This is a genomic window from Aliivibrio wodanis, assembly GCF_052920805.1.
Genome location: NZ_JBREXA010000002.1, coordinates 1,286,603 through 1,306,875 on the forward strand (window position 1 = coordinate 1,286,603; position 20,273 = coordinate 1,306,875).

A 20,273-nucleotide genomic window follows, 5' to 3' on the forward strand; every position below is an offset into this window, starting at 1 on the left:
TCATTTCAATATTTTCAAATCAGTGAAAACATCTTAGCTTATCCGCATCGAATTATTTCTTTGCTTTTTTAGCTTTAACTTCTTCTTTCACTTCTGGAGCGTCCATTACGTCAGCGTAAGCCGTACCGTAGTAAGAAGCGATTAATACTTCTTTAAGCTCTTTGATCAATGGGTAACGTGGGTTAGCACCAGTACATTGGTCATCAAACGCATCTTCAGCAATTGAATCCACTTTTGCCATGAATTCAGCTTCGTTAACGCCAGCAGCTTGAATTGACAGTGGGATATCCAATGCAGTTTTAAGCTCTTCTAACCAACCAAGTAACGCATTAACTTTCGTTTCAGTATTACCTTCACGGTAACCTAAATGCTCTGCGATTTCAGCGTAACGAGCACGTGCTTTAGGACGGTCGTACTGAGAGAACGCAGCTTGTTTAGTTGGGTTGTTAGTCGCATTAAAACGTACTGTGTTAGCAATTAATAACGCGTTAGCAAGGCCGTGTGGAATGTGGAATTCTGCACCTAATTTATGCGCCATTGAGTGACACACACCTAGGAAAGACTGCGCAAAAGACATACCAGCGATTGTTGCTGCATTGTGAACTTTTTCACGTGCAATTGGATCTTTCTTACCGTTAGCGTAAGAGCTTGGTAGGTACTCTTTAAGCATCTTAAGTGACTGTAGAGCGTGACCGTCTGAATATTCGTTTGCAAGAACAGAAACGTAAGCTTCTAATGCGTGCGTTACTGCATCGTAACCACCGAATGCACATAAAGACTTAGGCATATCCATAACAAGGTTAGCATCAACAACAGCCATGTTTGGCGTTAGTTCGTAATCTGCTAATGGGTATTTTTGACCTGTTTTTTCATCAGTTACAACAGCAAATGGGGTAACTTCAGAACCTGTACCAGAAGTCGTTGTGATACATACTAATTCAGCTTTTTGACCCATTTTAGGGAACTTGTAAATACGTTTACGGATATCCATAAAGCGCATAGATAAGTCTTCAAAATCAGTTTCTGGGTGCTCGTACATAACCCACATGATTTTCGCTGCATCCATCGGTGAACCACCACCAACCGCTAAGATAACATCAGGTTGGTAGCTTGCACATGCTTCAGCACCGGCTTTAACTACTGCTAATGTTGGATCAGCTTCTACTTCATGGAAAACTTCAACTTCCATGCCTTTTTCTTTTAAGATTGAGCGTAGGTCATCGATATAACCGTTGTTGAATAAGAAACGGTCAGTAACGATTAATGCACGTTTTTTACCTTCAAGGTCAGTCATTGCGATTGGTAAACAGCCGCGACGGAAGTAGATAGATTTTGGTAGTTTATGCCATAACATATTTTCTGCTCGCTTAGCTACAATTTTCTTGTTGATAAGGTGCTTAGGACCTACGTTTTCAGAGATAGCGTTACCACCCCAAGAACCACAACCTAACGTTAATGAAGGTGCTAATTCGAAGTTGTAAAGGTCACCGATACCACCTTGAGATGCAGGTGTATTCACAAGAATACGAGCTGTTTTCATCTTGTCGCCGAAGTACGCGATACGCTCTTCGTTGTTATCTTGGTCAGTATAAAGAACTGAAGTATGACCAACACCGCCTATGTCTAATACGATACCCGCTTGACGCACAGCATCTTCAAAGTTTTTCGCTTTGAATAGACCTAATGTTGGAGATAGTTTTTCATGAGCAAATTCGTCATCCCATGAAGCTTCTAAGCCTTCACCGATAAGAATTTTAGTAGAAGTAGGTACTTTAACATTTGCTAGCTCAGCAATTTTGTATGCTGGTTGGCCAACGATTTTAGCGTTAAGTGCGCCATCGATAAGTAATACTTTACGTACTTTATTTGCATCTTCTTTGCTTAGAACAACCGCGCCCGTATTTAGCGAAACGAGCTTTAACTTCGTCGTAGATAGATTCAACAACGATTGCCGCTTGCTCAGAAGCACAGATAACACCGTTATCGAATGTTTTAGACATTAAGATAGAAGAAACAGCACGTTTGATATCAGCAGTTTCGTCGATAACTACAGGAGTGTTACCCGCGCCAACACCGATTGCAGGTTTACCTGAAGAGTAAGCCGCTTTAACCATGCCTGGACCACCAGTAGCAAGGATCATGTTGATATCGTCATGCTTCATTAGGCCGTTTGATAATTCAACAGATGGTTGGTCAATCCAACCAATGATGTCTTTTGGTGCACCAGCTTGAATTGCAGCATCTAATACAACTTTAGCTGCGTAGTTAGTTGCATTTTTAGCGCGTGGGTGTGGTGAGAAGATACAACCATTACGAGTTTTAAGACAGATTAACGCTTTAAAGATTGCCGTTGAAGTAGGGTTTGTCGTTGGAACGATTGCACAAACAATACCTAGTGGTTCAGCAATAGTGATCGTGCCACCTTCATCGTTACGGTCGATGATGCCACACGTTAATTCATCTTTGTATTTATTGTAAATAAACTCAGAAGCAAAGTGGTTTTTGATAACTTTATCTTCCATGATACCCATGCCAGATTCAGTTGCTGCCATTTTTGCTAGTTCAATACGAGCTGTTGAAGCTGCTAGAGATGCTGCACGGAAGATTGCATCAACTTTCTCTTGAGGAAAGTTCGCAAATTCTTTTTGCGCCGCTTTAACGCGTGCTACTAGAGCATCAAGTTCAGCTAAATTAGTTACAGGCATATTGTTTCTCCTAAAAATAAAAATTATAAAAATCGTTAAAAACTATTTAGTAAGGATTTTGCTTTTACATCCTTTCAAGCGATTAAGCTTAACCATTCATTTCTGGTTACCTTGCTTTGCTTACTTAGTAAATTGCTTTCAAAACTGATTATATTCTTTCACAATTTTAAAAGTATTGATTCAGATCAGTTATCGGAAAATATTTACCACTTTCGTCTTACCCCTAACGGGTATCCCAATAAAAAGACCTTTTACATCACATACTTAATACAACTTACGATCCACATCAAAAAGTAGACTAGTAATAAAAGTATCATTTAAGCTGACACTAACTGTAATAAAATTACATATATCAGGTCAAAAATGACAAATTATGGCGAAATCTCCGTGCCACTAAAGAGTAGTATAACTGATAATAAAATCACATCATTTATCACTAAAATAACCTGTTCCAGATCACTTTATGATGAATATTTTACAATTGGGATATAAAGGTAGGCACAGTCATTCCAATCTAGGTGAATATTTGCTCAGAAAATCGTTCAGGAAATTCCCTAAAAACCTAGATAAGGACAAAGTGAGCTAAAATAACTAGTAAAGCTGACTATTTATTAGGTATGCTCGATTTGAGCAAGGTAGAATGCTCAATTATTTAGATTACTATTATAGTAAAGACAATTTATTACGCTTTATTCAAACCGTTCACTTATTGGTAGCTATGAAAAAACAACGTATAAAACATTATCTATATACCATTATTTTTGGTACACATACTAAAGCAGGTAAACGATTTGATATCATGTTGATTATCTTAATCCTCACCTCTCAAGCAACTTTAGTTTTAGATTCTATTAGTTCTATCAATGCTAGTTATGGTCATATACTGTGGCGACTTGAATACACCTTTACTGCAATTTTTACACTTGAATATCTTTTGCGGCTCTATTGCTCACCTAAACCTCGTTCTTATGCCCGTAGTTTTTATGGTGTTATTGATCTACTGGCGATATTACCTACTTATTTAGCTCTGTTTTTCCCTAGTGCCAGCTATATTGCCATTATTCGATTATTACGAGTAATGAGGATCTTTAGAGTATTAAAATTAGTCCGCTATTTACAAGATTCTAATATTCTCTTACGTTCTCTGCTCATGGCTAAAAGAAAAATTTTCATTTTCTTTAGTACGGTTGCAATTCTTATTTCGGTATTTGGTTCATTGATGTTTGTAATTGAGGGGCCAGAGAATGGTTTTACAAGTATCCCACAAAGCATTTATTGGGCAATAGTGACAATAACAACGGTTGGATATGGTGATTTAGTACCTCATACCGCATTGGGGAAAGCAATAGCATCCATAACAATGTTATTAGGCTATTCTATTTTAGCGGTACCAACGGGCATCATTACTGCAGAGTTAAATCAAGAAATGAATACTCATCGAAATTTAGTTCGCTGCCCTAACTGCTTAAAAAGCGGGCATGAATCGGATTCTATTCATTGCAGGCATTGTGGGGGACAGCTTCCTGAGCCAGAGAGTCGAGTAATCACAAATCACTCATAAGATCGTTGGCTCAGAAAAGAAACGGGGCTATATTATTCAGAATAAAGGGTTACAGTTCCTTGTGATGCGCTATTTACAGTTTCACCCCCGAGGAATTTTGGAGCGGCAATCACTGCAAGTAAAACGAATACAGCGGCAAATGCTGCAAATTTAGTAAGAACCTGTCCTTTGGTTTTTTTCATAATAACGTCTTATAATTTATTAAATTGTCGATAATCTACTTGAGTAAATCCCTATCGACAATATTATAAATTCATTTTGGGAGCAATGTAGCATTTATATTCTTATTGCTGATAATTTAAACATTATAGTTACATTAATCCAGAGAGACATTAACACGCACAATATCTTCTTGCCCTTTAGAGAATTGCTTCTTTAATTCAGCTTTTGATTTAAAGGCAATTTCACCACCTTCTGCCACTGTCATATGTTGTGCATCTTTATTATGTTTCGATTGGTACAGCATCATCGCTTGCATACAAGTGCTTCGTTGCTCAGCAGACAAAGGGGTTCCATTATGCCACTTTCCTGTTTCTACTGCATATTGCAAATTTTGAAACACGTCTGGGGTCATCGATTCTAATAATTTATTTACGTCCATCATTCACTCCATATCTAACGACAAGTAAACGATATCTTTTCATTAATGTTAGTCAACAAAGTGCCGATAAATAAGAGTAATGGATCACACTTCCCTCTTCTATATATAGGATTATCATGTTTTCAACTATTCAAAGATTTTCTTTACTCACTCTGACGACTCTTTTGTTATCAGCATGCTTTGACTCAACCCCTACTACTGAACAGTTATGTGAAGAGCACAAGGGTTTACAATGTAATCAATTAAACATGCATGATGGACAATGCTTACGTCAGCGTGACGCTCTCATTTTAAGCCGTTTTAAAACATTAAAAAGTCAACATGATTTAGATAAACTAAACACGATTAAACTCACTTATAATTATCAACAATGTTTAGGTTCAGCAGCACAAATTGAACCTATTACCGCTAAAGAAGTTAAATCTAAACGCTCAGAAGCTTTATTACATACTTATGATGCAATTGAAGCAATATCACTTGATCTACAAGATTCAAAAGAGCCTAAAGTGCTTTATTATCGTTGGGTAACCGGTGATAAAAGCGCATTACGTGAATTTTTACAACTTGAAGGCACTACAAAATTAGAATCAACAGAATTACAATATGCTCTAGCAACTTTCTATACTCAACGAGATGGTAATAAAACAATTTTGATTTTAAATCATGCTCTAGAACTACTTACAGAAGATGATTATGAAAAAAATCTGCACGCTACAGTTATTAAATCTTTAGCAAGTATTAACCACAAAGAAAATAATAAAGAACACGCTTATATCTGGGCGTTAGTTGGGAAAGAGTTTGAACTTCAAGTTGCTTCTGAAAAACAACTGTCTTTGCTGTATAACTTTTCTGCTATAGAAAAAGAAAAATTAGTACAATTCAGTGAAGCTATAACTGAAAGCATCAAGAATCAAAACTTTAAAGCCTCATTATGAAGTGACCCCGTTAAGTTGGACATTTTAGTTAAGCGGCTTGTAAGGCCTGGTTTCGATATTCTATCGGAGTCAGGCCTTTTAGTTTTACCTTAATCCGCTTCGTATTGTAATACTCGATATATTCTTCGATCTTTTCTATTAACTCATCTGCATCCTTGAAGATGTATCCATGATACATTTCAGTTTTAAGTAAACCAAAGAAATTTTCAGCTACTGCATTATCTAAGCAGTTTCCTTTTCTAGACATACTTTGTTGAAGCCTATGCTTTACAAGTTCCTGTTGATAAGTCTTATGTCGATATTGCCAACCTTGATCACTGTGTAAAATTGGCTTCGAGCCCTTACTTAGTTTGCCTATTGCTTCTTTAAGCATATCCGTGACTAGCGGTAAACGTGCATTCTTTGTCACTTTATAAGCGATAACTTCTTGATTGAATAAATCAACCACTGGCGATAGGTAAACTTTTTGTCCGTTAACTTTAAATTCTGTTACATCGGTTACCCATTTCTCATCTGGTTTCGTAGCACTAAAATCCCTTTCAAGTACATTTGGGACTGATTTACCCACCTCTCCTCGATAAGAACGATATTTTTTGGGTCTTACTATAGATTTTAGGTTTAGTTGCGCCATCAGCCTTTGTACTGTTTTATGATTCAGCTCTACACCTTTTCTTCGCATAGCTAAATGGATCCGTCGATAGCCATAACGTCCTTTATGTTCATGGTAGATAGACTCAATCATCTCTAACTCATGCTCATAAGTATCAGGCCTTCTACTTATTTGAGCCTGATAATAGAAGACACTTTTTGCCAAACTGGTGATACGAAGTAAATATTTTAAAGGGTAATTAGCTTTGAGAGCTAAAACAATTAACGCTTTTTCTTTGTTTGTTGGCGTTTTTTCTGTTTCAGCTCTTCGAACTTTTTTAGAACAGCATTCTCTGTTCGTAAATAACTTAACTCTTCTCTTAGCTCTTCAATGGTCATTTCGTCATCTGATTTTTGTGTAGTATTGGATAATAATTTCATTGAAGGCCTTCCTATATTACTATTCTTGAGTCCCTTAAACCCCGCTTCATTATATGTTTTAAGCCAGACTGATAGCGTGCCAGGGGAGGATAAGTTTAATACTGCACTAGTGTGAGTGAGAGACCAACTGTTAGTCCACATTAATTTCAATGCTTGTAATTTTGTTTTGGCATTATCGGCATGTGTAGTTGGTAAAAATGAGTTTTTACCATGGATAGAAAATACTTGAGTCCAATATCGTATCTGACGAGCAGATATCGAATATTCTTTAGATAATTGAATTGATGTACGACTAACTAAGCACTGCTTAGCAATAATTAGTTTTAGCTCACGACTATATTTGGACATAAAAAAGACCCTCAGTAATTGGTTGTCCAATTATTGGGGGTCAGTTCATTACTACCAGCTGAAATAAAATAAAAATTTAGCTTATATCATTAATTAAATGCTCAATTTATTACTGGTATAGCTATGTTCATCAATAATTTATTTAAGTAATGAAGGCCAACGCCATACCTTCATTACTTTCTAATTTCTTTTTTCAATAACTAAATGAAAAGCTACTTCTGTATTTTCATTCCGCTATCACATCGTCATTAAAACTTAAAGAAACTGAATTAACACAAAAACGCTCACCTGTCGTTTTAGGCCCATCATTAAATACATGCCCTAAATGACAATCGCAAGTCCTGCACCTGATCTCAATTCTCTCCATTCCATAACTGCTATCTTTCAAGTAACGAAGCACATCTTTATTAATTGGCGCATCAAAACTTGGCCAACCACAACCTGAATCGTACTTGTTTTCAGATTCAAATAAAATTGTCTGACAGCAAGTGCAGGCATATTTCCCTGTCGATTTATTATGCAATAACTTGCCAGAAAAAGGGGCTTCTGTACCTTGTTTTCTACAAATATCAAACTCTTCTTGTGTTAAACGCCCTTGCCAATCTTCTTCTGTTAATTCTGAAAAGGGTTTTGATCTATCCATTTGAAATTCTACCTCTTAAGACTTATTTAAATTAAACCTTGCTTATACTCACCTTTGTAGCACATACTTTGCCAAAGTAATTTTACACCAACCGCGAAAAATGTGATTGACAGTTATGTCACTATTTTTCACAAAATGTCATTAAGGTTATTAAGTAACCAACATTTCTATAAATTACGTAAGAATTTTTCTTAATGTTAACAGAATATGGTCTATTTTTTGATTTTAAACAATATAATTGGCATTTTCGCTTGCAGGTTGGCTCAGGATTTTGTAATTTTACTACCAGTTAATTTAAACCTGAAAATCAAATTTAAGTTGTGGAGCAACATATAATGACTATCAAAGTAGGTATTAACGGTTTTGGCCGTATTGGACGTTTTGTTTTCCGTGCATCTGTAGAGCGCAACGACATCGAAGTTGTTGGTATTAACGATCTTATCGACGTTGAATACATGGCTTACATGCTTAAGTACGACTCAACTCACGGTCGTTTCAACGGTACTGTTGAAGTAGTAGACGGTAACCTAGTAGTTAACGGTAACACTGTACGTGTAACTGCTGAACGTAACCCAGAAGATCTTAAGTGGGATGCAATCAACGTTGACGTTGTTGCTGAAGCTACTGGTCTTTTCCTTACTGACGAAACTGCTCGTAAACACATCACAGCTGGCGCTAAGAAAGTAGTTCTTACTGGTCCTTCTGGTGACGTACCAATGTTCGTTATGGGCGTTAACGCTGCAGATTACGCTGGTCAAGATATCGTTTCTAACGCTTCTTGTACTACTAACTGTCTTGCACCTATCGCTAAAGTACTTAACGACAAGTGGGGCATTGAATCTGGTCTTATGACTACAGTTCACGCAACTACAGCAACTCAAAAAACTGTAGATGGTCCTTCTGCGAAAGACTGGCGTGGTGGCCGTGGTGCTTCTCAAAACATCATCCCATCTTCAACTGGTGCAGCTAAAGCAGTAGGTAAAGTAATTCCTGAGCTTAACGGCCTTCTAACTGGTATGGCTTTCCGCGTACCAACTGCAAACGTTTCTGTTGTTGACCTTACAGTTAACCTAAAAACTGCTGCAACTTACGAAGAAATCTGTGCTGAAATGAAGCGTGCTTCTGAAAACGAATACGCTGGCGTTCTAGGTTACACAGACGAAGCTGTTGTTTCTCAAGACTTCATCGGCGAAACACAAACTTCAGTATTTGATGCTGCAGCTGGTGTTGCTCTAACTGACAAATTCGTTAAGCTTGTATCTTGGTACGACAACGAAATCGGTTACTCAAACAAAGTTCTTGACCTAATCGCTCACGTTTCTAAGTAAGCATTAGTTTAGACTTTCTTTGAAAGCTAACTTAAAAGGTTTTAGTATCTTTTAAGAATGAAAGGCGACTTAATTGTCGCCTTTTTTGTATCTGTAATTTAATACCATTCCATAAGTACCTATTCTTTTGCTAGACCAATTCAACAATTACTATCTAAAAAAGAATACGTATTTACTATTTTAGGAGTTACCTATGAATCTTACTCACCTTCCAACCATCAGTGTGTTATCTGATTGCGTTACCATTACTCAATTAGACGATGTAAAAGTAGTTCGCATACTTCATGAGAAAGCAGAGGCCGCAATTTCATTACACGGTGGCCATGTATTATCTTTCACTCCAAAAGGACAAGACGACCTAATTTGGATGAGCAAAGACGCTATTTTTAACCCTGACAAAGCAATTCGTGGTGGCGTGCCTGTATGTTGGCCTTGGTTTGGTCGTATCGCAAACCCAGCACACGGTTTTGCTCGTAATAGCACTTGGACATTAGTAGAGCATCGTGAAAACGAAAATGGCGTTATGGTCGTTCTTGGATTAGAAACGTCTGAAGAAACCAAAGCTATTTGGCCATGTGAGTTTGAAGCACGATTAACAGTAGAAATTGGCGATCAGTTAACGATTACTCTTAATGCGAAAAACACAGATAATAAAGCGTGGAACTGCTCAGGTGCATTACACACGTATCTAAATGTTGCTGATATTAACACGACAACAATTACCGGTATGGGATCTAGCTATATTGATGGCTTACTGGAAGGGAAAGTATGTTCGGGCGGTGATACATTATCGATTGATGCGGCTGTTGACCGTGTCTATACCCAACCACAAGAGACAATTACAGTATCAGACACGCAACGTAGCTTATCTGTCACTAATGCGGGTCACAATGCGGCTGTTATCTGGAATCCTTGGATTGAAGGTGCAGAGTCTATGGGTGACATGAACAATGATGGTTACCAAACCATGGTGTGTGTTGAATCTACTTATCATGCGACAAGTCTTGACGTTGCTAAAGTCATTCAACCTAATGAGTCATTTGTATTAAGCACAACAATCTCAGCTTAATTATTTAAATTCTAAAAACAAAAACGGAAGCACTAAGCTTCCGTTTTTTATATCATCTGCTTTTTATATTTTCATAATAAGCACACGCTGACATTATCTTTCCCAGTACGACTCTTCTAATGAATCTTCACGCTCTGGTAAACCACGAGATAAACGTGGTGAATGTTGCGCTAATACTTCAAAGCTTACGCGGTTTGAGTACTTACATACTTGAGAGAACGAAGAGTATGTAAGGTATGAGTGCTGATGCTTACTTGAGTTAGGTACATTATTACGGTGGTAATGGTTTGCTGCCATATCGTGTAATAAAGCCGATAACGCTCCATCACCTGCCCCATTAGTATTCTTGATTTTTTCTGGGCCACCCATGTATGGTGAAATATGAGAATACACCTTCATTGGGTTTTCACAGCTATCTTTAATAGCAGGACGACTAAATTCATATTGGTTGAATTCCGCAATCGTACCAGGAAGCAATGGCAAAGAAGTTTCACGCTTTGCTTCGTCTTCAGTATAACCCGCCATATAAAGCCCTACAGGGCCCGCAGTACACAATACAAGATCAACCCACTCAAGAGCCTTATCTGCTGCTTCTAGAGGATCTGAAGCACCAGTAAGCGCCTCTCCTTCCTCTTCATTCATAGCAACCACTGATACATGATCTTTTAGAAAGTCACGCCAGTATTGTGGGTCATCTTGAACAACAAACTTAGTACCCATAGTCAATACTACTGGTACGTCATGCTTTTTCGCGTACTCAATGGCTTGCATCGTAGCAGCTGGCATTGGATCACCATCTTTGCAGCGAACTAAATAAGCCGTCAGTACTAATGCAGACGCATTTTTAAAAATTTTCTCTGGAATGCTTTCTGCACGAAGTTGGTTCATGTCACCTTCGCTGATCGCAAACGTACGCTCTCCATCTTGGCTAATAAGCGCAAAACAGCGACCAATTGCACCAGGTACCGGCTGAAGATAGTTCAAATCCATTCGGCTAGACGTATTACATAAGTAGCGGTATGAGTAGCTACCAATATGAATGTCTTCACTCATCACACCTAGCAATGTAGATTTATCATCTGCTAATACAGAGTAGTTATGAAGTGTGTTACCAATTGTACCACCAGCAAATTCATTGGTGATCATGTTGTTATCTTTAAGCTCGTTATAAAGCATTTCCGCTTTATCATTATCGATAACCAGTGAGTGCCCTTTACTCAAGCCATACTTTTCAATAAAAGCATCATCAATTCGAGCTTCAATATCCACTAACGTTTGATCAATACCGATAATGTGCGTACGCGACATTTTTTTGGTTTCTTGAGCTTGGCTAACTAATGGATCACGAGCGTGAACTGGAAAATAATGCTTGGATTTACGCTGACCTGGAAATTTCATAAAATAATCATTCAACTGGCTAATGGAAGAAGTGCGAAGTTTAGCCGCTGAATAACTCTGCCGCAACTACTGATATTAGCCTCAACGAAAAGCAAACGTTTGCTCTTTCTATTTGTTGATAGCTCTAGCCTTATAGAGGACATTCGTGATAATTTATGAGCGTATTTTTTAAAGGTAACCACCATGACAACTGAACTAATTAGCTATGATGACGTAATCGAAGTCGCTTACGATATTTTCCTTGAAATGGCTCAAGACAATCTTGAACCTGCTGACGTTGCATTATTCACTCTGCAATTTGATGATCGCGGTGCTGCTGAAGTCGTTGATACTCGTGATGACTGGGCTGAACACGTTGGTTTTGAGGTTGATGGTGAAGTATATGCAGAAGTTCTAATTGGCTTAGTCAATGAAGAATCTGATGTTTTAGATGATGTCTTTGCTCGTATGCTAATAAGTCGTGATCCTGAACACAAGTTCTGCCACATGTTATGGAAGCGTGATTAATTTCACCAACCTTACCATTTCATACTAAGGAGCATCTATTTGCTCCTTTTTTATTGCTCTTTCTAATTGAATATCTCACTTAGTACCCCCATTATTTCTTTATGCTCACAAACTGCTGATAGCAGAAAATAATAAAGGAATACCATGACTCAATTTCAATCTCGATGCCCATCGTGTAATGGACTCAATCGCCTTCCTATTGAACGTATTAATGACACGGCTACGTGTGGTCGCTGTAAAGAGCAACTATTAGATGGAAAACCACTAGAAGGAACATCTGATAATCTTGCCGCTTTAATGAATAGTGATAAACCTGTTGTTATCGACTTCTGGGCCCCGTGGTGTAACCCGTGTGTTGGATTCTCTCCAGTATTTGAAGACGTTGCTGCTGAACGTAATGGCCAAGTTCGTTGTGTAAAAGTAAATACTGAAGCTCAACAACAAATTGCTGCACAATATCAAATCCGTTCTATCCCTACGATTATGGTATTTAAGAACGGTCAACGTGTAGATATGATTAATGGTGCATTACCAAAAGGTCAATTTGATCAGTGGCTAAATCAAGCACTGCTTAAATAAGCTATAAATAATTTAAACAACAGACAAACAAAAGCCGCTTTATGACTTAACATAAAGCGGCTTTTTAGTGTTTATCTAGTCTATGTTATAGAACAGATTAACCGATGAACTCTACATCGTTCATGTACTTACGTAGTACTTCAGGGATAGCAATCTTACCATCAGCTTGTTGGAAGTTCTCTAAGATCGCAACCATTGTACGACCTACAGCAAGACCTGAACCGTTCAGTGTGTGAACTAATTCTGGTTTTTTCTCGCCTTGACGACGGAAACGCGCTTGCATACGACGAGCTTGGAAATCCCACATGTTTGAACAAGAAGAGATCTCACGGTACGTTTCTTGTGCTGGAACCCATACTTCTAAATCGTAAGTTTTACGAGAACCGAAGCCCATATCACCAGTACAAAGAACTACTTTACGGTAAGGAAGTTCTAGTAGTTGAAGTACTTTCTCAGCATGACCTGTTAGTTCTTCAAGAGCTGCCATTGAATCTTCAGGTTTCGTGATTTGAACTAATTCAACTTTGTCGAATTGGTGCATACGAATAAGACCACGAGTATCACGACCGTAAGAACCCGCTTCAGAACGGAAACACGGTGTATGAGCCGTCATTTTCAGAGGCAAGTCAGCTTCTTCAGTAATGGTATCGCGTACCATGTTTGTTACTGGTACTTCAGCTGTTGGGATAAGTGATAGCATCTTAAGAGGAACATCACTTACTTGCTCTGTTAATGGGCTTGTGTGGAATAGATCTTCACCAAATTTAGGTAATTGGCCAGTGCCGTATAGGCTATCGTGGTTAACTAAGTATGGTACGTACATTTCCATGTAGCCATGTTCTTCTGTATGAAGATCAAGCATGAACTGCGCAAGTGCACGATGAAGACGTGCAAACTGACCTTTCATTACGATAAAACGAGAGCCTGAAATTTTAACAGCACTTGCAAAATCAAGACCGTCAGCAAGCTCACCAAGAGCTACATGATCTTTAACTTCAAAGTCATACGCTAGCGGTGTACCCCAACGTAACACTTCTACGTTTTCTTCTTCATCTTTACCATAAGGCACAGAATCATCAGGAAGGTTAGGTACAGACAATGCGATTGTGTCGATCTGTTGCAGAAGATCAGCAAGTACAACTTTTGCTTCATCTAATTCAGAACCTAGGTTTGCAACGTCAGCCATGATGCGCTCGGCTTCTTCGTGATCACCCTTCGCTTTTGCTTGACCAATGGACTTCGAACGGGAATTACGCTGCGCTTGAAGCTCTTCAGTTTTAACCTGAAGGGACTTACGTTGTTCTTCAAGGTTGCGAAGTGTCTCTACGTCTAGCTTAAAGCCACGACGTGCCAGTTTCTCTGCTGTTTCATCCAGCTCTGTACGAAGTAATTTTGAATCAAGCATTTGTAATCCTATGCCTTATGGTCATTGTGTGTTCAAAGTAAACGAACTCACTTAATAATAAAATTTTGTGCAATTTTTAATTCTAAATTGCGATTTGAATAAGATACCGAAAATGCCCTTTTATTGGTAGCGTTTTAAGGTACTGTTTTGATCTAATTTAGCTAAATACTCTAGCTTTTCGCTAATTTTGGTTTCTAGACCACGTTTTGTAGGAAAGTAATACTTACGATCCTGCATTTCTGGTGGAAAATAGTTCTCACCTGATGCATATGCATTTGGCTCGTCATGAGCATAACGATAGTCAGCCCCATACCCCATATCTTTCATTAATGAGGTTGGCGCATTACGTAAATGATTAGGCACATCGTAATCTGGTGAGTTAATGGCATCCATTTGAGCTTGTTTCCATGCCGTATAAACCGCATTACTTTTTGGTGCACACGCTAAATATACCACCGCTTGGGCAATTGCTCTTTCCCCTTCTGCCGGACCAATTCGCGTAAAACAATCCCACGCATTCATCGCAATTTCCATCGCACGAGGATCGGCATTACCGATATCTTCAGAAGCAATCGCTAATAAACGACGTGCAACATAAAGTGGATCACCACCTGCGGCAATAATACGCGCAGTCCAATATAAAGCTGCATCAGGATTAGAACCACGAATTGATTTATGAACGGCTGAGATTAAGTCGTACCACATATCCCCTTTATTATCGAAACGCGCCAGTTTTTCACCAGCAACTTCCGCTAATAAAGGCAAGTCCACCACTTTCTTACCTTCGTGATCTTCTTCTGCCATATCATGCAGAAGCTCAAGATAATTGAGTGACATACGAGCATCACCCGATACTAAATCGGCCAATTGCAGTTTTACATCATCAGGAATAATAAAATTATCATCATTTAAACCACGATTTTTATCAGTTAGTGCCTGATCGATAACGTGTACAATATCTTGTTTTTCTAATGATTTTAATTTGTAAACTCGTGCACGTGATAACAATGCGTTATTGAGTTCAAAAGAAGGGTTTTCTGTTGTCGCACCAATAAAGGTAATCGTACCGTCTTCAATGTGCGGTAGAAAAGCATCTTGCTGGCTTTTATTGAAGCGATGGACCTCATCCACAAACATGATAGTTCTTCTACCTGTTACTTGATTCTCTTTCGCTTTTTCTATTGCAGCACGAATGTCTTTTACACCAGAAGTGACCGCCGATACTCGTTCAACTTCTGCATTGGTGTAATTAGCAGCCACTTCCGCTAATGTTGTTTTACCCGTACCTGGAGGTCCCCATAAAATCATGGAGTGGATCTGACCTGCCTCAAGTGCACGACGTAACGGTTTACCAACACCTAATAAGTGCTGTTGACCAATGTATTGCTCAATATTTTGAGGGCGCATTCTAGCAGCAAGGGGACGAAAATCGTCCCCTGCTGAAAAATCTAAACTGAAGTTACTCACGTTTATCCTTTATCTTTCATTAGCGTTGGTCATCAATATCAACACCTGCTGGCACAGTAAAACTAAAATTACTTTGTGCTGGTTTTTTCGCTTCAAATTTCGTAAAGCTAAAGTCACTACGTTGTCCGTCTTGCTCTACAACAGAGAACCCGGTGACATTACCTGATGGCTGTATATTCACAATAAAGTCGCTTTTTACTGCTGAATCAGACTTTGGAGACACCGTAAACGCATCACCATTTTGTGTCACAGAATAATTATTCCAATCAGAAGACTTATTACGTGTCAGTAATACAAATGGGGTCTGTGTCGTTGCTTTTTCAAGTCCCATCAAGGTCACTTGTTCAACAAATGGATTGTAATACCATAGTGTTTCGCCATCAGTGACCAATAAATTCTCATCGGGAGTTTGAGTATGCCAACGAAACAAGTTAGGACGTAGGATTTTTACATCCCCTTCCCCTTGCATTAATACGTCCCCTTCAGGACTCACTACTTTTTGAGTAAATACCGCTTCAAAGCCAGCATTTTGATTTAAACGCTCAGTTAATTCACTTTGAGGAGATGCCAACGCTGCAGCGCTAAATACGCCAGAACTTAACAAACACAGAGAAACTAAAAATTTTTTCATCAATAATTTTCACTTATCTAAATAGAAATAATGCCAATACCATTAATCGCCACTGCCTACTGGAGGTGGGGCTATCACTTCACGGTTACCATTATGGCCCGGAGTACTTACTATTCCATGAGCTTCTAATTGTTCAACAATACGAGCTGCACGGTTATAACCAATTCTAAATTGACGTTGAACCCCTGATACTGAGCCTCTTCGAGAGGTCGTTACAAACTCAACCACTTGGTCGAACAATTGATCAAGCTCTTCTGCATTATCCGATTTTTCACCTGGTAGCAATGATTCTGCACCTTGTTCACTCTTGGTAATTGCTTCAATGTAATTTGGACGACCACGAGCTTTCCAATCATTCACTACGGCATGCACATCATCGTCCGATGCAAACGCACCATGAACACGAACCGTATGGTTAGAGCCTGGAGCTAAATACAGCATATCACCCATACCTAGTAGTGATTCAGCACCACCTTGATCAAGAATCGTTCTTGAATCTGTTTTGGTTGATACAGTAAAGGCAACACGTGTTGGAATGTTAGCTTTAATTAACCCCGTAATTACATCTACCGATGGACGCTGTGTTGCAAGGATCAAGTGAATACCCGCAGCACGAGCTTTTTGAGCTAATCGTGCAATCAGTTCTTCTACTTTTTTACCAACAACCATCATCAAATCAGCAAATTCATCAACAATAACAATGATAGAAGGTAGTTTCTCTAACAATGGTGGCATTTCATCCATGCTATCACCCGGTTTCCATAATGGGTCATGAATTGGATGCCCTGCTGCTGCGGCCATTTTCAATTTATCATTAAAGCCTTGTAGGTTACGAACCCCTAACGCTGACATTAATTTATAACGACGTTCCATTTCACCAACACACCAACGCAATGCATTACCTGCGTCTTTCATGTCAGTTACAACTTCAGTTAATAGATGTGGGATTCCTTCATAGATAGAAAGTTCCAACATTTTTGGATCGATCATGATAAAACGTACATCTTCTGGTGTTGCTTTATAGAGCACACTCAAAATCATGACATTTACACCCACAGATTTACCAGAACCAGTAGTACCAGCAACCAGTACGTGAGGCATTTTTGCTAAATCAGCAATAACCGCTTCACCTGCAATATCAAGCCCCATAACGACAGTTGTTGGCGATTTTGCATTAATAAAGGTTTCACTGCCTACAACATCAGAAAAGAAAACGGTTTGACGATTAAAGTTAGGAAGTTCAAGACCTACATAAGGTTTACCAGGAATAACTTCAACAACACGTACAGCCATCGCAGATAAAGAACGCGCTAAATCCGTTGCTAGTCCTGAAATTCGGCTTACTTTAACTCCTGGAGCTAAATCCAATTCAAAACGTGTAATTACCGGACCTGGGAAAATATCGACTACTCTTGCTTTAATTTTATAATCGGCTAACTTCGCCTCAACTAAACGAGCGGTTCGCTCTAGTGATTCACGTGACTCTAATTCTTCACGAGTATCTGGAGCATACAATAAATCCAACGTCGGCATCGGAGAAGTCGGTTTTGGTAAATTCGCCTCAGATTGAACTAAAAATGGATTCTGTAATGCGGCTTTCGTTGCTTTTTCTTTCGCCACCAATGCTTGGAAAGCGGCAATATCAGCATCACTATGTGTCGGTAACTCTTCGGCAGGTACAAGTTCTTCAGATACTAGTTCCTCAGCAGTCACCTCTTCAAATATATCATTAGCTTCAATATTTAAAGAACTCTCAGTGTCACTCTCTTCTGCAATGGCACTAAATGCTGGCAACTCATCATCATCTAAAGAAAAAGGCTCTTGTGCTAATAGTGGCTCTTCATTTATCACCACTTCTTCTATTGGTTCAAGCTGAGTTGAGAATGCTTCATTCATTTCAGCTTCAGTATTAGTGCTAACTTCTAAATCAGCATCTGAATCTAGATCGTTATTCTCTTGAACCAAAAAGGTGCGTTCTTCTTCAAGTTGCCAAAGTTTTGGTTCATTCGTAAGCTCTTCTTCTAATTGCTCATCTGTAGATTGAGCAAGAATTTCATGATTATCATGATTATTTTGTACAATAATAGGCTCTTCAGGCATTGATAAAAACGGTGCTGTTTTTTCAGCATTATCTAAATTTAAAAGCGGATCTTTTTCTTGTGCTTCACTTTCTAATTCAGCTATCGTTGCCTCACTACACGTTACTAAACTAATACCATCATCTAAGTCTTCAGGATCATCCATTCCGTCTAATAACTCAGAAACTGTTGGTTTATTTGCTAAATCAAATTCTGTTGCAGTTTCCACTAATTCAGATGTCACTAACACTTCACTACTATCAATACCAGCCATGATCTCAACATTAGTAACTGACTCTTCTTCAGTAACTTTAACCTCTTGCTTCAAAGTATCAGGTGTCGATGGAGAGAAAAGTGGATCATCAAACAACTCTAGAGAATTATCGTGTTCATAAGTACTTTCATTTCCAAGCCCCAACGCTTCTTGAGATGAGATTTTAGGCGTTTCAAAAGGGTCTATATCTACAATTTGCTCTTCTTTAATAGAAGTAAATGAGGGGGTATCAAGCAGCGTTTTTTCTGATTCGTCTATATTAATGTCATCTTCTACTTGATATGTTTCATCTTCTGTCTTTCTCATTTTATTAACAATAATTCGAATGCACTCTAAAACGAATCCACCTAAATTATCCACAATAGTAAGCCAAGATAGCCCTGTAAATAATGTTAAGCCAGCCCCCCATAGGAACATAAAGATAAGCGTTGAACCTAATAAATTCAAAGTCGGAGTTGTAATGCTAGTCAAAACATCACCAACGACACCGCCAGATGAGAAATACCAAAGATCATCAAAGCTAGTATCAGCGAGAGCGCAACTGGTAAAGAATAAAATTAGCAAACCAAGAATACGGCTACCAACAATCATTAAGTCAAGTTCTGCTTTTTCTACTGGTTTTTCTTTTTTTCTAAAAACTAACCAAGTGCAGCCCATTAAAATCACAGGTAACAGATAAGCAAGTGAACCAAAAGCAAAAAATAACGTATCTGCTATCCAAGCCCCCAAAGAGCCCCCTGCATTTTCAACCTTTCCACTCCATGACGTTTGGGTCCATGCTGGATCCGCAGGATTAAAGCTAAGCAAAGAAACGGTAATAAAAATGGTTGCTAATAAACCAACAATAAACAACGCTTCTTGTAAGCGCTGATTACCATTTAAACGTTCTTTTTCTGGCTCAATAACCGACTCAACTTTTAAAGTGGTGAGTTGTTTTTTTCGTTCTGATATTTTTTCTTTAATCTTGGTAAACAAAATACTATCCAATGCTACTGTACTTAGATTTAGTCATCCCTCTTTAATACAGTCGTATATTCAGAAGGCACAGTAAGAGTAGATCACTAAATCTTTATAAATTAAAAACAAGTCGAGCGGCATAATGCCGCTCGTCATTGCTTAAAGGCCTAAACAGATAAAATATACCTAAAAACCTTTAAGCTCTTCAAGATTATACAAATTAAAAACAAAATATTCTAATTTTCAACCTTGATTCAATTAGCGAGTTTTAATCACTAAATGATTAGTTTGTTTTACCTCTTCCATAACAACGTAAGTACGTGTGTCATTTACCCCAGGAAGACGTAATAGTGTATCACCAAGTAATCGACGATAAGCACTCATATCTGATACTCGAGTCTTTAAAAGATAATCAAAATCACCAGATACAAGGTGACACTCTTGAATATCATCTAATAACTGTACCGCTGTATTAAATTGCTCAAATACATCCGGCGCACCACGATTAAGCGTTATCTCAACAAATACTAATAATGATGCATCAAGATATTGTGGATTCAACAAGGCTGTATAGCCATTGATGTACCCTTGACGTTCTAAACGACGAACGCGTTCTAAACATGGAGTAGGCGATAAACCCACTCGCTTAGATAATTCAACATTAGAAATTCGCCCATCTTTTTGAAGCTCATTTAAAATATTGCGATCGATACGATCCAGTTCCTTGGATGGTTTCTTATTATCTACCATTTTTTATT

General features: G+C 38.5%; 16 protein-coding genes and 2 pseudogenes. 6 read left to right on the plus strand and 12 right to left on the minus strand.

Annotation, left to right across the window (positions count from 1 at the left end; all coding sequences use genetic code 11):
- Positions 1-120: 120 nt before the first annotated feature.
- Positions 121-2,705, minus strand: a pseudogene (gene adhE / locus ACU5DF_RS13825) (bifunctional acetaldehyde-CoA/alcohol dehydrogenase); the annotation flags it as partial.
- Between the two features lie 718 nt (positions 2,706-3,423).
- On the opposite strand from adhE, the gene ACU5DF_RS13830 reads away from it, so the two are divergent.
- The gene (locus ACU5DF_RS13830) at positions 3,424-4,266 is read left to right on the plus strand and encodes an ion transporter (RefSeq protein ID WP_446714242.1); all 843 of its coding nucleotides are present in this window, start codon (positions 3,424-3,426) and stop codon (positions 4,264-4,266) included.
- 32 nt (positions 4,267-4,298) lie between these two features.
- Here ACU5DF_RS13830 and ACU5DF_RS13835 read toward each other — a convergent pair whose 3' ends face one another.
- Both ACU5DF_RS13835 and ACU5DF_RS13840 read right to left on the minus strand, forming a co-directional pair.
- Complete coding sequence (locus tag ACU5DF_RS13835; RefSeq protein WP_446713292.1) at positions 4,299-4,448, minus strand: hypothetical protein; 150 nt, start codon at positions 4,446-4,448, stop codon at positions 4,299-4,301.
- A gap of 134 nt (positions 4,449-4,582) precedes the next feature.
- Positions 4,583-4,867 carry a YeaC family protein gene (locus ACU5DF_RS13840; protein WP_446714243.1) on the minus strand — a complete coding sequence of 95 codons (285 nt, stop codon included), beginning with the start codon at positions 4,865-4,867 and terminating at the stop codon, positions 4,583-4,585.
- A gap of 116 nt (positions 4,868-4,983) precedes the next feature.
- Between ACU5DF_RS13840 and ACU5DF_RS13845 the strand changes: the two genes are divergently transcribed.
- The gene (locus tag ACU5DF_RS13845; RefSeq protein WP_446713293.1) at positions 4,984-5,802 is read left to right on the plus strand and encodes a DUF2989 domain-containing protein; all 819 of its coding nucleotides are present in this window, start codon (positions 4,984-4,986) and stop codon (positions 5,800-5,802) included.
- A gap of 28 nt (positions 5,803-5,830) precedes the next feature.
- Here the strand turns inward: ACU5DF_RS13845 and ACU5DF_RS13850 are convergent.
- The 3 genes and pseudogenes from ACU5DF_RS13850 to msrB all read right to left on the minus strand — a co-directional run.
- Positions 5,831-6,709 (minus strand): annotated as a pseudogene (locus ACU5DF_RS13850) (IS3 family transposase); the annotation flags it as partial.
- Entirely contained in the window at positions 6,673-7,179 is a 507-nt protein-coding gene (locus tag ACU5DF_RS13855; protein WP_446711479.1) for a helix-turn-helix domain-containing protein, read from the minus strand. The gene ACU5DF_RS13855 and the pseudogene ACU5DF_RS13850, both read right to left, overlap by 37 nt.
- Before the next feature lie 226 nt (positions 7,180-7,405).
- On the minus strand, positions 7,406-7,822 hold the full coding sequence (msrB, locus tag ACU5DF_RS13860) for a peptide-methionine (R)-S-oxide reductase MsrB (protein WP_446713294.1): 417 nt from the start codon (positions 7,820-7,822) through the stop codon (positions 7,406-7,408).
- Positions 7,823-8,157: 335 nt separating this feature from the next.
- Here msrB and gap point away from each other — a divergent pair, with 335 nt between their 5' ends.
- Both gap and ACU5DF_RS13870 read left to right on the plus strand, forming a co-directional pair.
- Complete coding sequence (gene gap / locus ACU5DF_RS13865) at positions 8,158-9,150, plus strand: type I glyceraldehyde-3-phosphate dehydrogenase (RefSeq protein WP_045101662.1); 993 nt, start codon at positions 8,158-8,160, stop codon at positions 9,148-9,150.
- A gap of 193 nt (positions 9,151-9,343) precedes the next feature.
- Positions 9,344-10,219 carry a D-hexose-6-phosphate mutarotase gene (locus tag ACU5DF_RS13870; RefSeq protein WP_446713295.1) on the plus strand — a complete coding sequence of 292 codons (876 nt, stop codon included), beginning with the start codon at positions 9,344-9,346 and terminating at the stop codon, positions 10,217-10,219.
- A gap of 93 nt (positions 10,220-10,312) precedes the next feature.
- Here the strand turns inward: ACU5DF_RS13870 and ACU5DF_RS13875 are convergent, their stop codons facing one another.
- Positions 10,313-11,617, minus strand: coding sequence for an inosine/guanosine kinase (locus ACU5DF_RS13875; RefSeq protein ID WP_446703569.1), 1,305 nt, complete (start codon positions 11,615-11,617; stop codon positions 10,313-10,315).
- A gap of 183 nt (positions 11,618-11,800) precedes the next feature.
- Between ACU5DF_RS13875 and ACU5DF_RS13880 the strand changes: the two genes are divergently transcribed.
- Together ACU5DF_RS13880 and trxC are read left to right on the plus strand one after the other, a co-directional pair.
- On the plus strand, positions 11,801-12,124 hold the full coding sequence (locus tag ACU5DF_RS13880; RefSeq protein ID WP_446713296.1) for an HI1450 family dsDNA-mimic protein: 324 nt from the start codon (positions 11,801-11,803) through the stop codon (positions 12,122-12,124).
- Between the two features lie 144 nt (positions 12,125-12,268).
- Entirely contained in the window at positions 12,269-12,703 is a 435-nt protein-coding gene (gene trxC / locus ACU5DF_RS13885; RefSeq protein WP_446713297.1) for a thioredoxin TrxC, read from the plus strand.
- A gap of 97 nt (positions 12,704-12,800) precedes the next feature.
- Here the strand turns inward: trxC and serS are convergent, their stop codons facing one another.
- The 5 genes from serS to lrp form a co-directional block, all read right to left on the minus strand.
- Positions 12,801-14,108 carry a serine--tRNA ligase gene (gene serS / locus ACU5DF_RS13890; protein WP_446713298.1) on the minus strand — a complete coding sequence of 436 codons (1,308 nt, stop codon included), beginning with the start codon at positions 14,106-14,108 and terminating at the stop codon, positions 12,801-12,803.
- 120 nt (positions 14,109-14,228) lie between these two features.
- Entirely contained in the window at positions 14,229-15,581 is a 1,353-nt protein-coding gene (locus ACU5DF_RS13895; protein ID WP_446714244.1) for a replication-associated recombination protein A, read from the minus strand.
- Positions 15,582-15,594: 13 nt separating this feature from the next.
- Entirely contained in the window at positions 15,595-16,206 is a 612-nt protein-coding gene (gene lolA, locus ACU5DF_RS13900; RefSeq protein ID WP_446713299.1) for an outer membrane lipoprotein periplasmic chaperone LolA, read from the minus strand.
- Between the two features lie 42 nt (positions 16,207-16,248).
- On the minus strand, positions 16,249-19,545 hold the full coding sequence (locus ACU5DF_RS23900; RefSeq protein ID WP_512700521.1) for a DNA translocase FtsK 4TM domain-containing protein: 3,297 nt from the start codon (positions 19,543-19,545) through the stop codon (positions 16,249-16,251).
- A gap of 228 nt (positions 19,546-19,773) precedes the next feature.
- Positions 19,774-20,265: a leucine-responsive transcriptional regulator Lrp gene (gene lrp, locus ACU5DF_RS13915; protein ID WP_045101653.1), complete on the minus strand. Its 492-nt coding sequence runs from the start codon at positions 20,263-20,265 to the stop codon at positions 19,774-19,776.
- Positions 20,266-20,273: the final 8 nt, after the last annotated feature.

Bases quoted from the DNA above. Each gene is read 5' to 3' on its own strand.
- ACU5DF_RS13835 (WP_446713292.1), bottom strand. From the start codon at position 4,448: ATGAAAAAAACCAAAGGACAGGTTCTTACTAAATTTGCAGCATTTGCC.
- lolA (WP_446713299.1), bottom strand. From the start codon at position 16,206: ATGAAAAAATTTTTAGTTTCTCTGTGTTTGTTAAGTTCTGGCGTATTT.
- serS (WP_446713298.1), bottom strand. From the start codon at position 14,108: ATGCTTGATTCAAAATTACTTCGTACAGAGCTGGATGAAACAGCAGAG.
- ACU5DF_RS13880 (WP_446713296.1), top strand. From the start codon at position 11,801: ATGACAACTGAACTAATTAGCTATGATGACGTAATCGAAGTCGCTTAC.
- ACU5DF_RS13875 (WP_446703569.1), bottom strand. From the start codon at position 11,617: ATGAAATTTCCAGGTCAGCGTAAATCCAAGCATTATTTTCCAGTTCAC.
- trxC (WP_446713297.1), top strand. From the start codon at position 12,269: ATGACTCAATTTCAATCTCGATGCCCATCGTGTAATGGACTCAATCGC.
- ACU5DF_RS13870 (WP_446713295.1), top strand. From the start codon at position 9,344: ATGAATCTTACTCACCTTCCAACCATCAGTGTGTTATCTGATTGCGTT.
- lrp (WP_045101653.1), bottom strand. From the start codon at position 20,265: ATGGTAGATAATAAGAAACCATCCAAGGAACTGGATCGTATCGATCGC.
- gap (WP_045101662.1), top strand. From the start codon at position 8,158: ATGACTATCAAAGTAGGTATTAACGGTTTTGGCCGTATTGGACGTTTT.
- ACU5DF_RS13855 (WP_446711479.1), bottom strand. From the start codon at position 7,179: ATGTCCAAATATAGTCGTGAGCTAAAACTAATTATTGCTAAGCAGTGC.
- ACU5DF_RS13830 (WP_446714242.1), top strand. From the start codon at position 3,424: ATGAAAAAACAACGTATAAAACATTATCTATATACCATTATTTTTGGT.
- ACU5DF_RS13840 (WP_446714243.1), bottom strand. From the start codon at position 4,867: ATGGACGTAAATAAATTATTAGAATCGATGACCCCAGACGTGTTTCAA.
- ACU5DF_RS13845 (WP_446713293.1), top strand. From the start codon at position 4,984: ATGTTTTCAACTATTCAAAGATTTTCTTTACTCACTCTGACGACTCTT.
- msrB (WP_446713294.1), bottom strand. From the start codon at position 7,822: ATGGATAGATCAAAACCCTTTTCAGAATTAACAGAAGAAGATTGGCAA.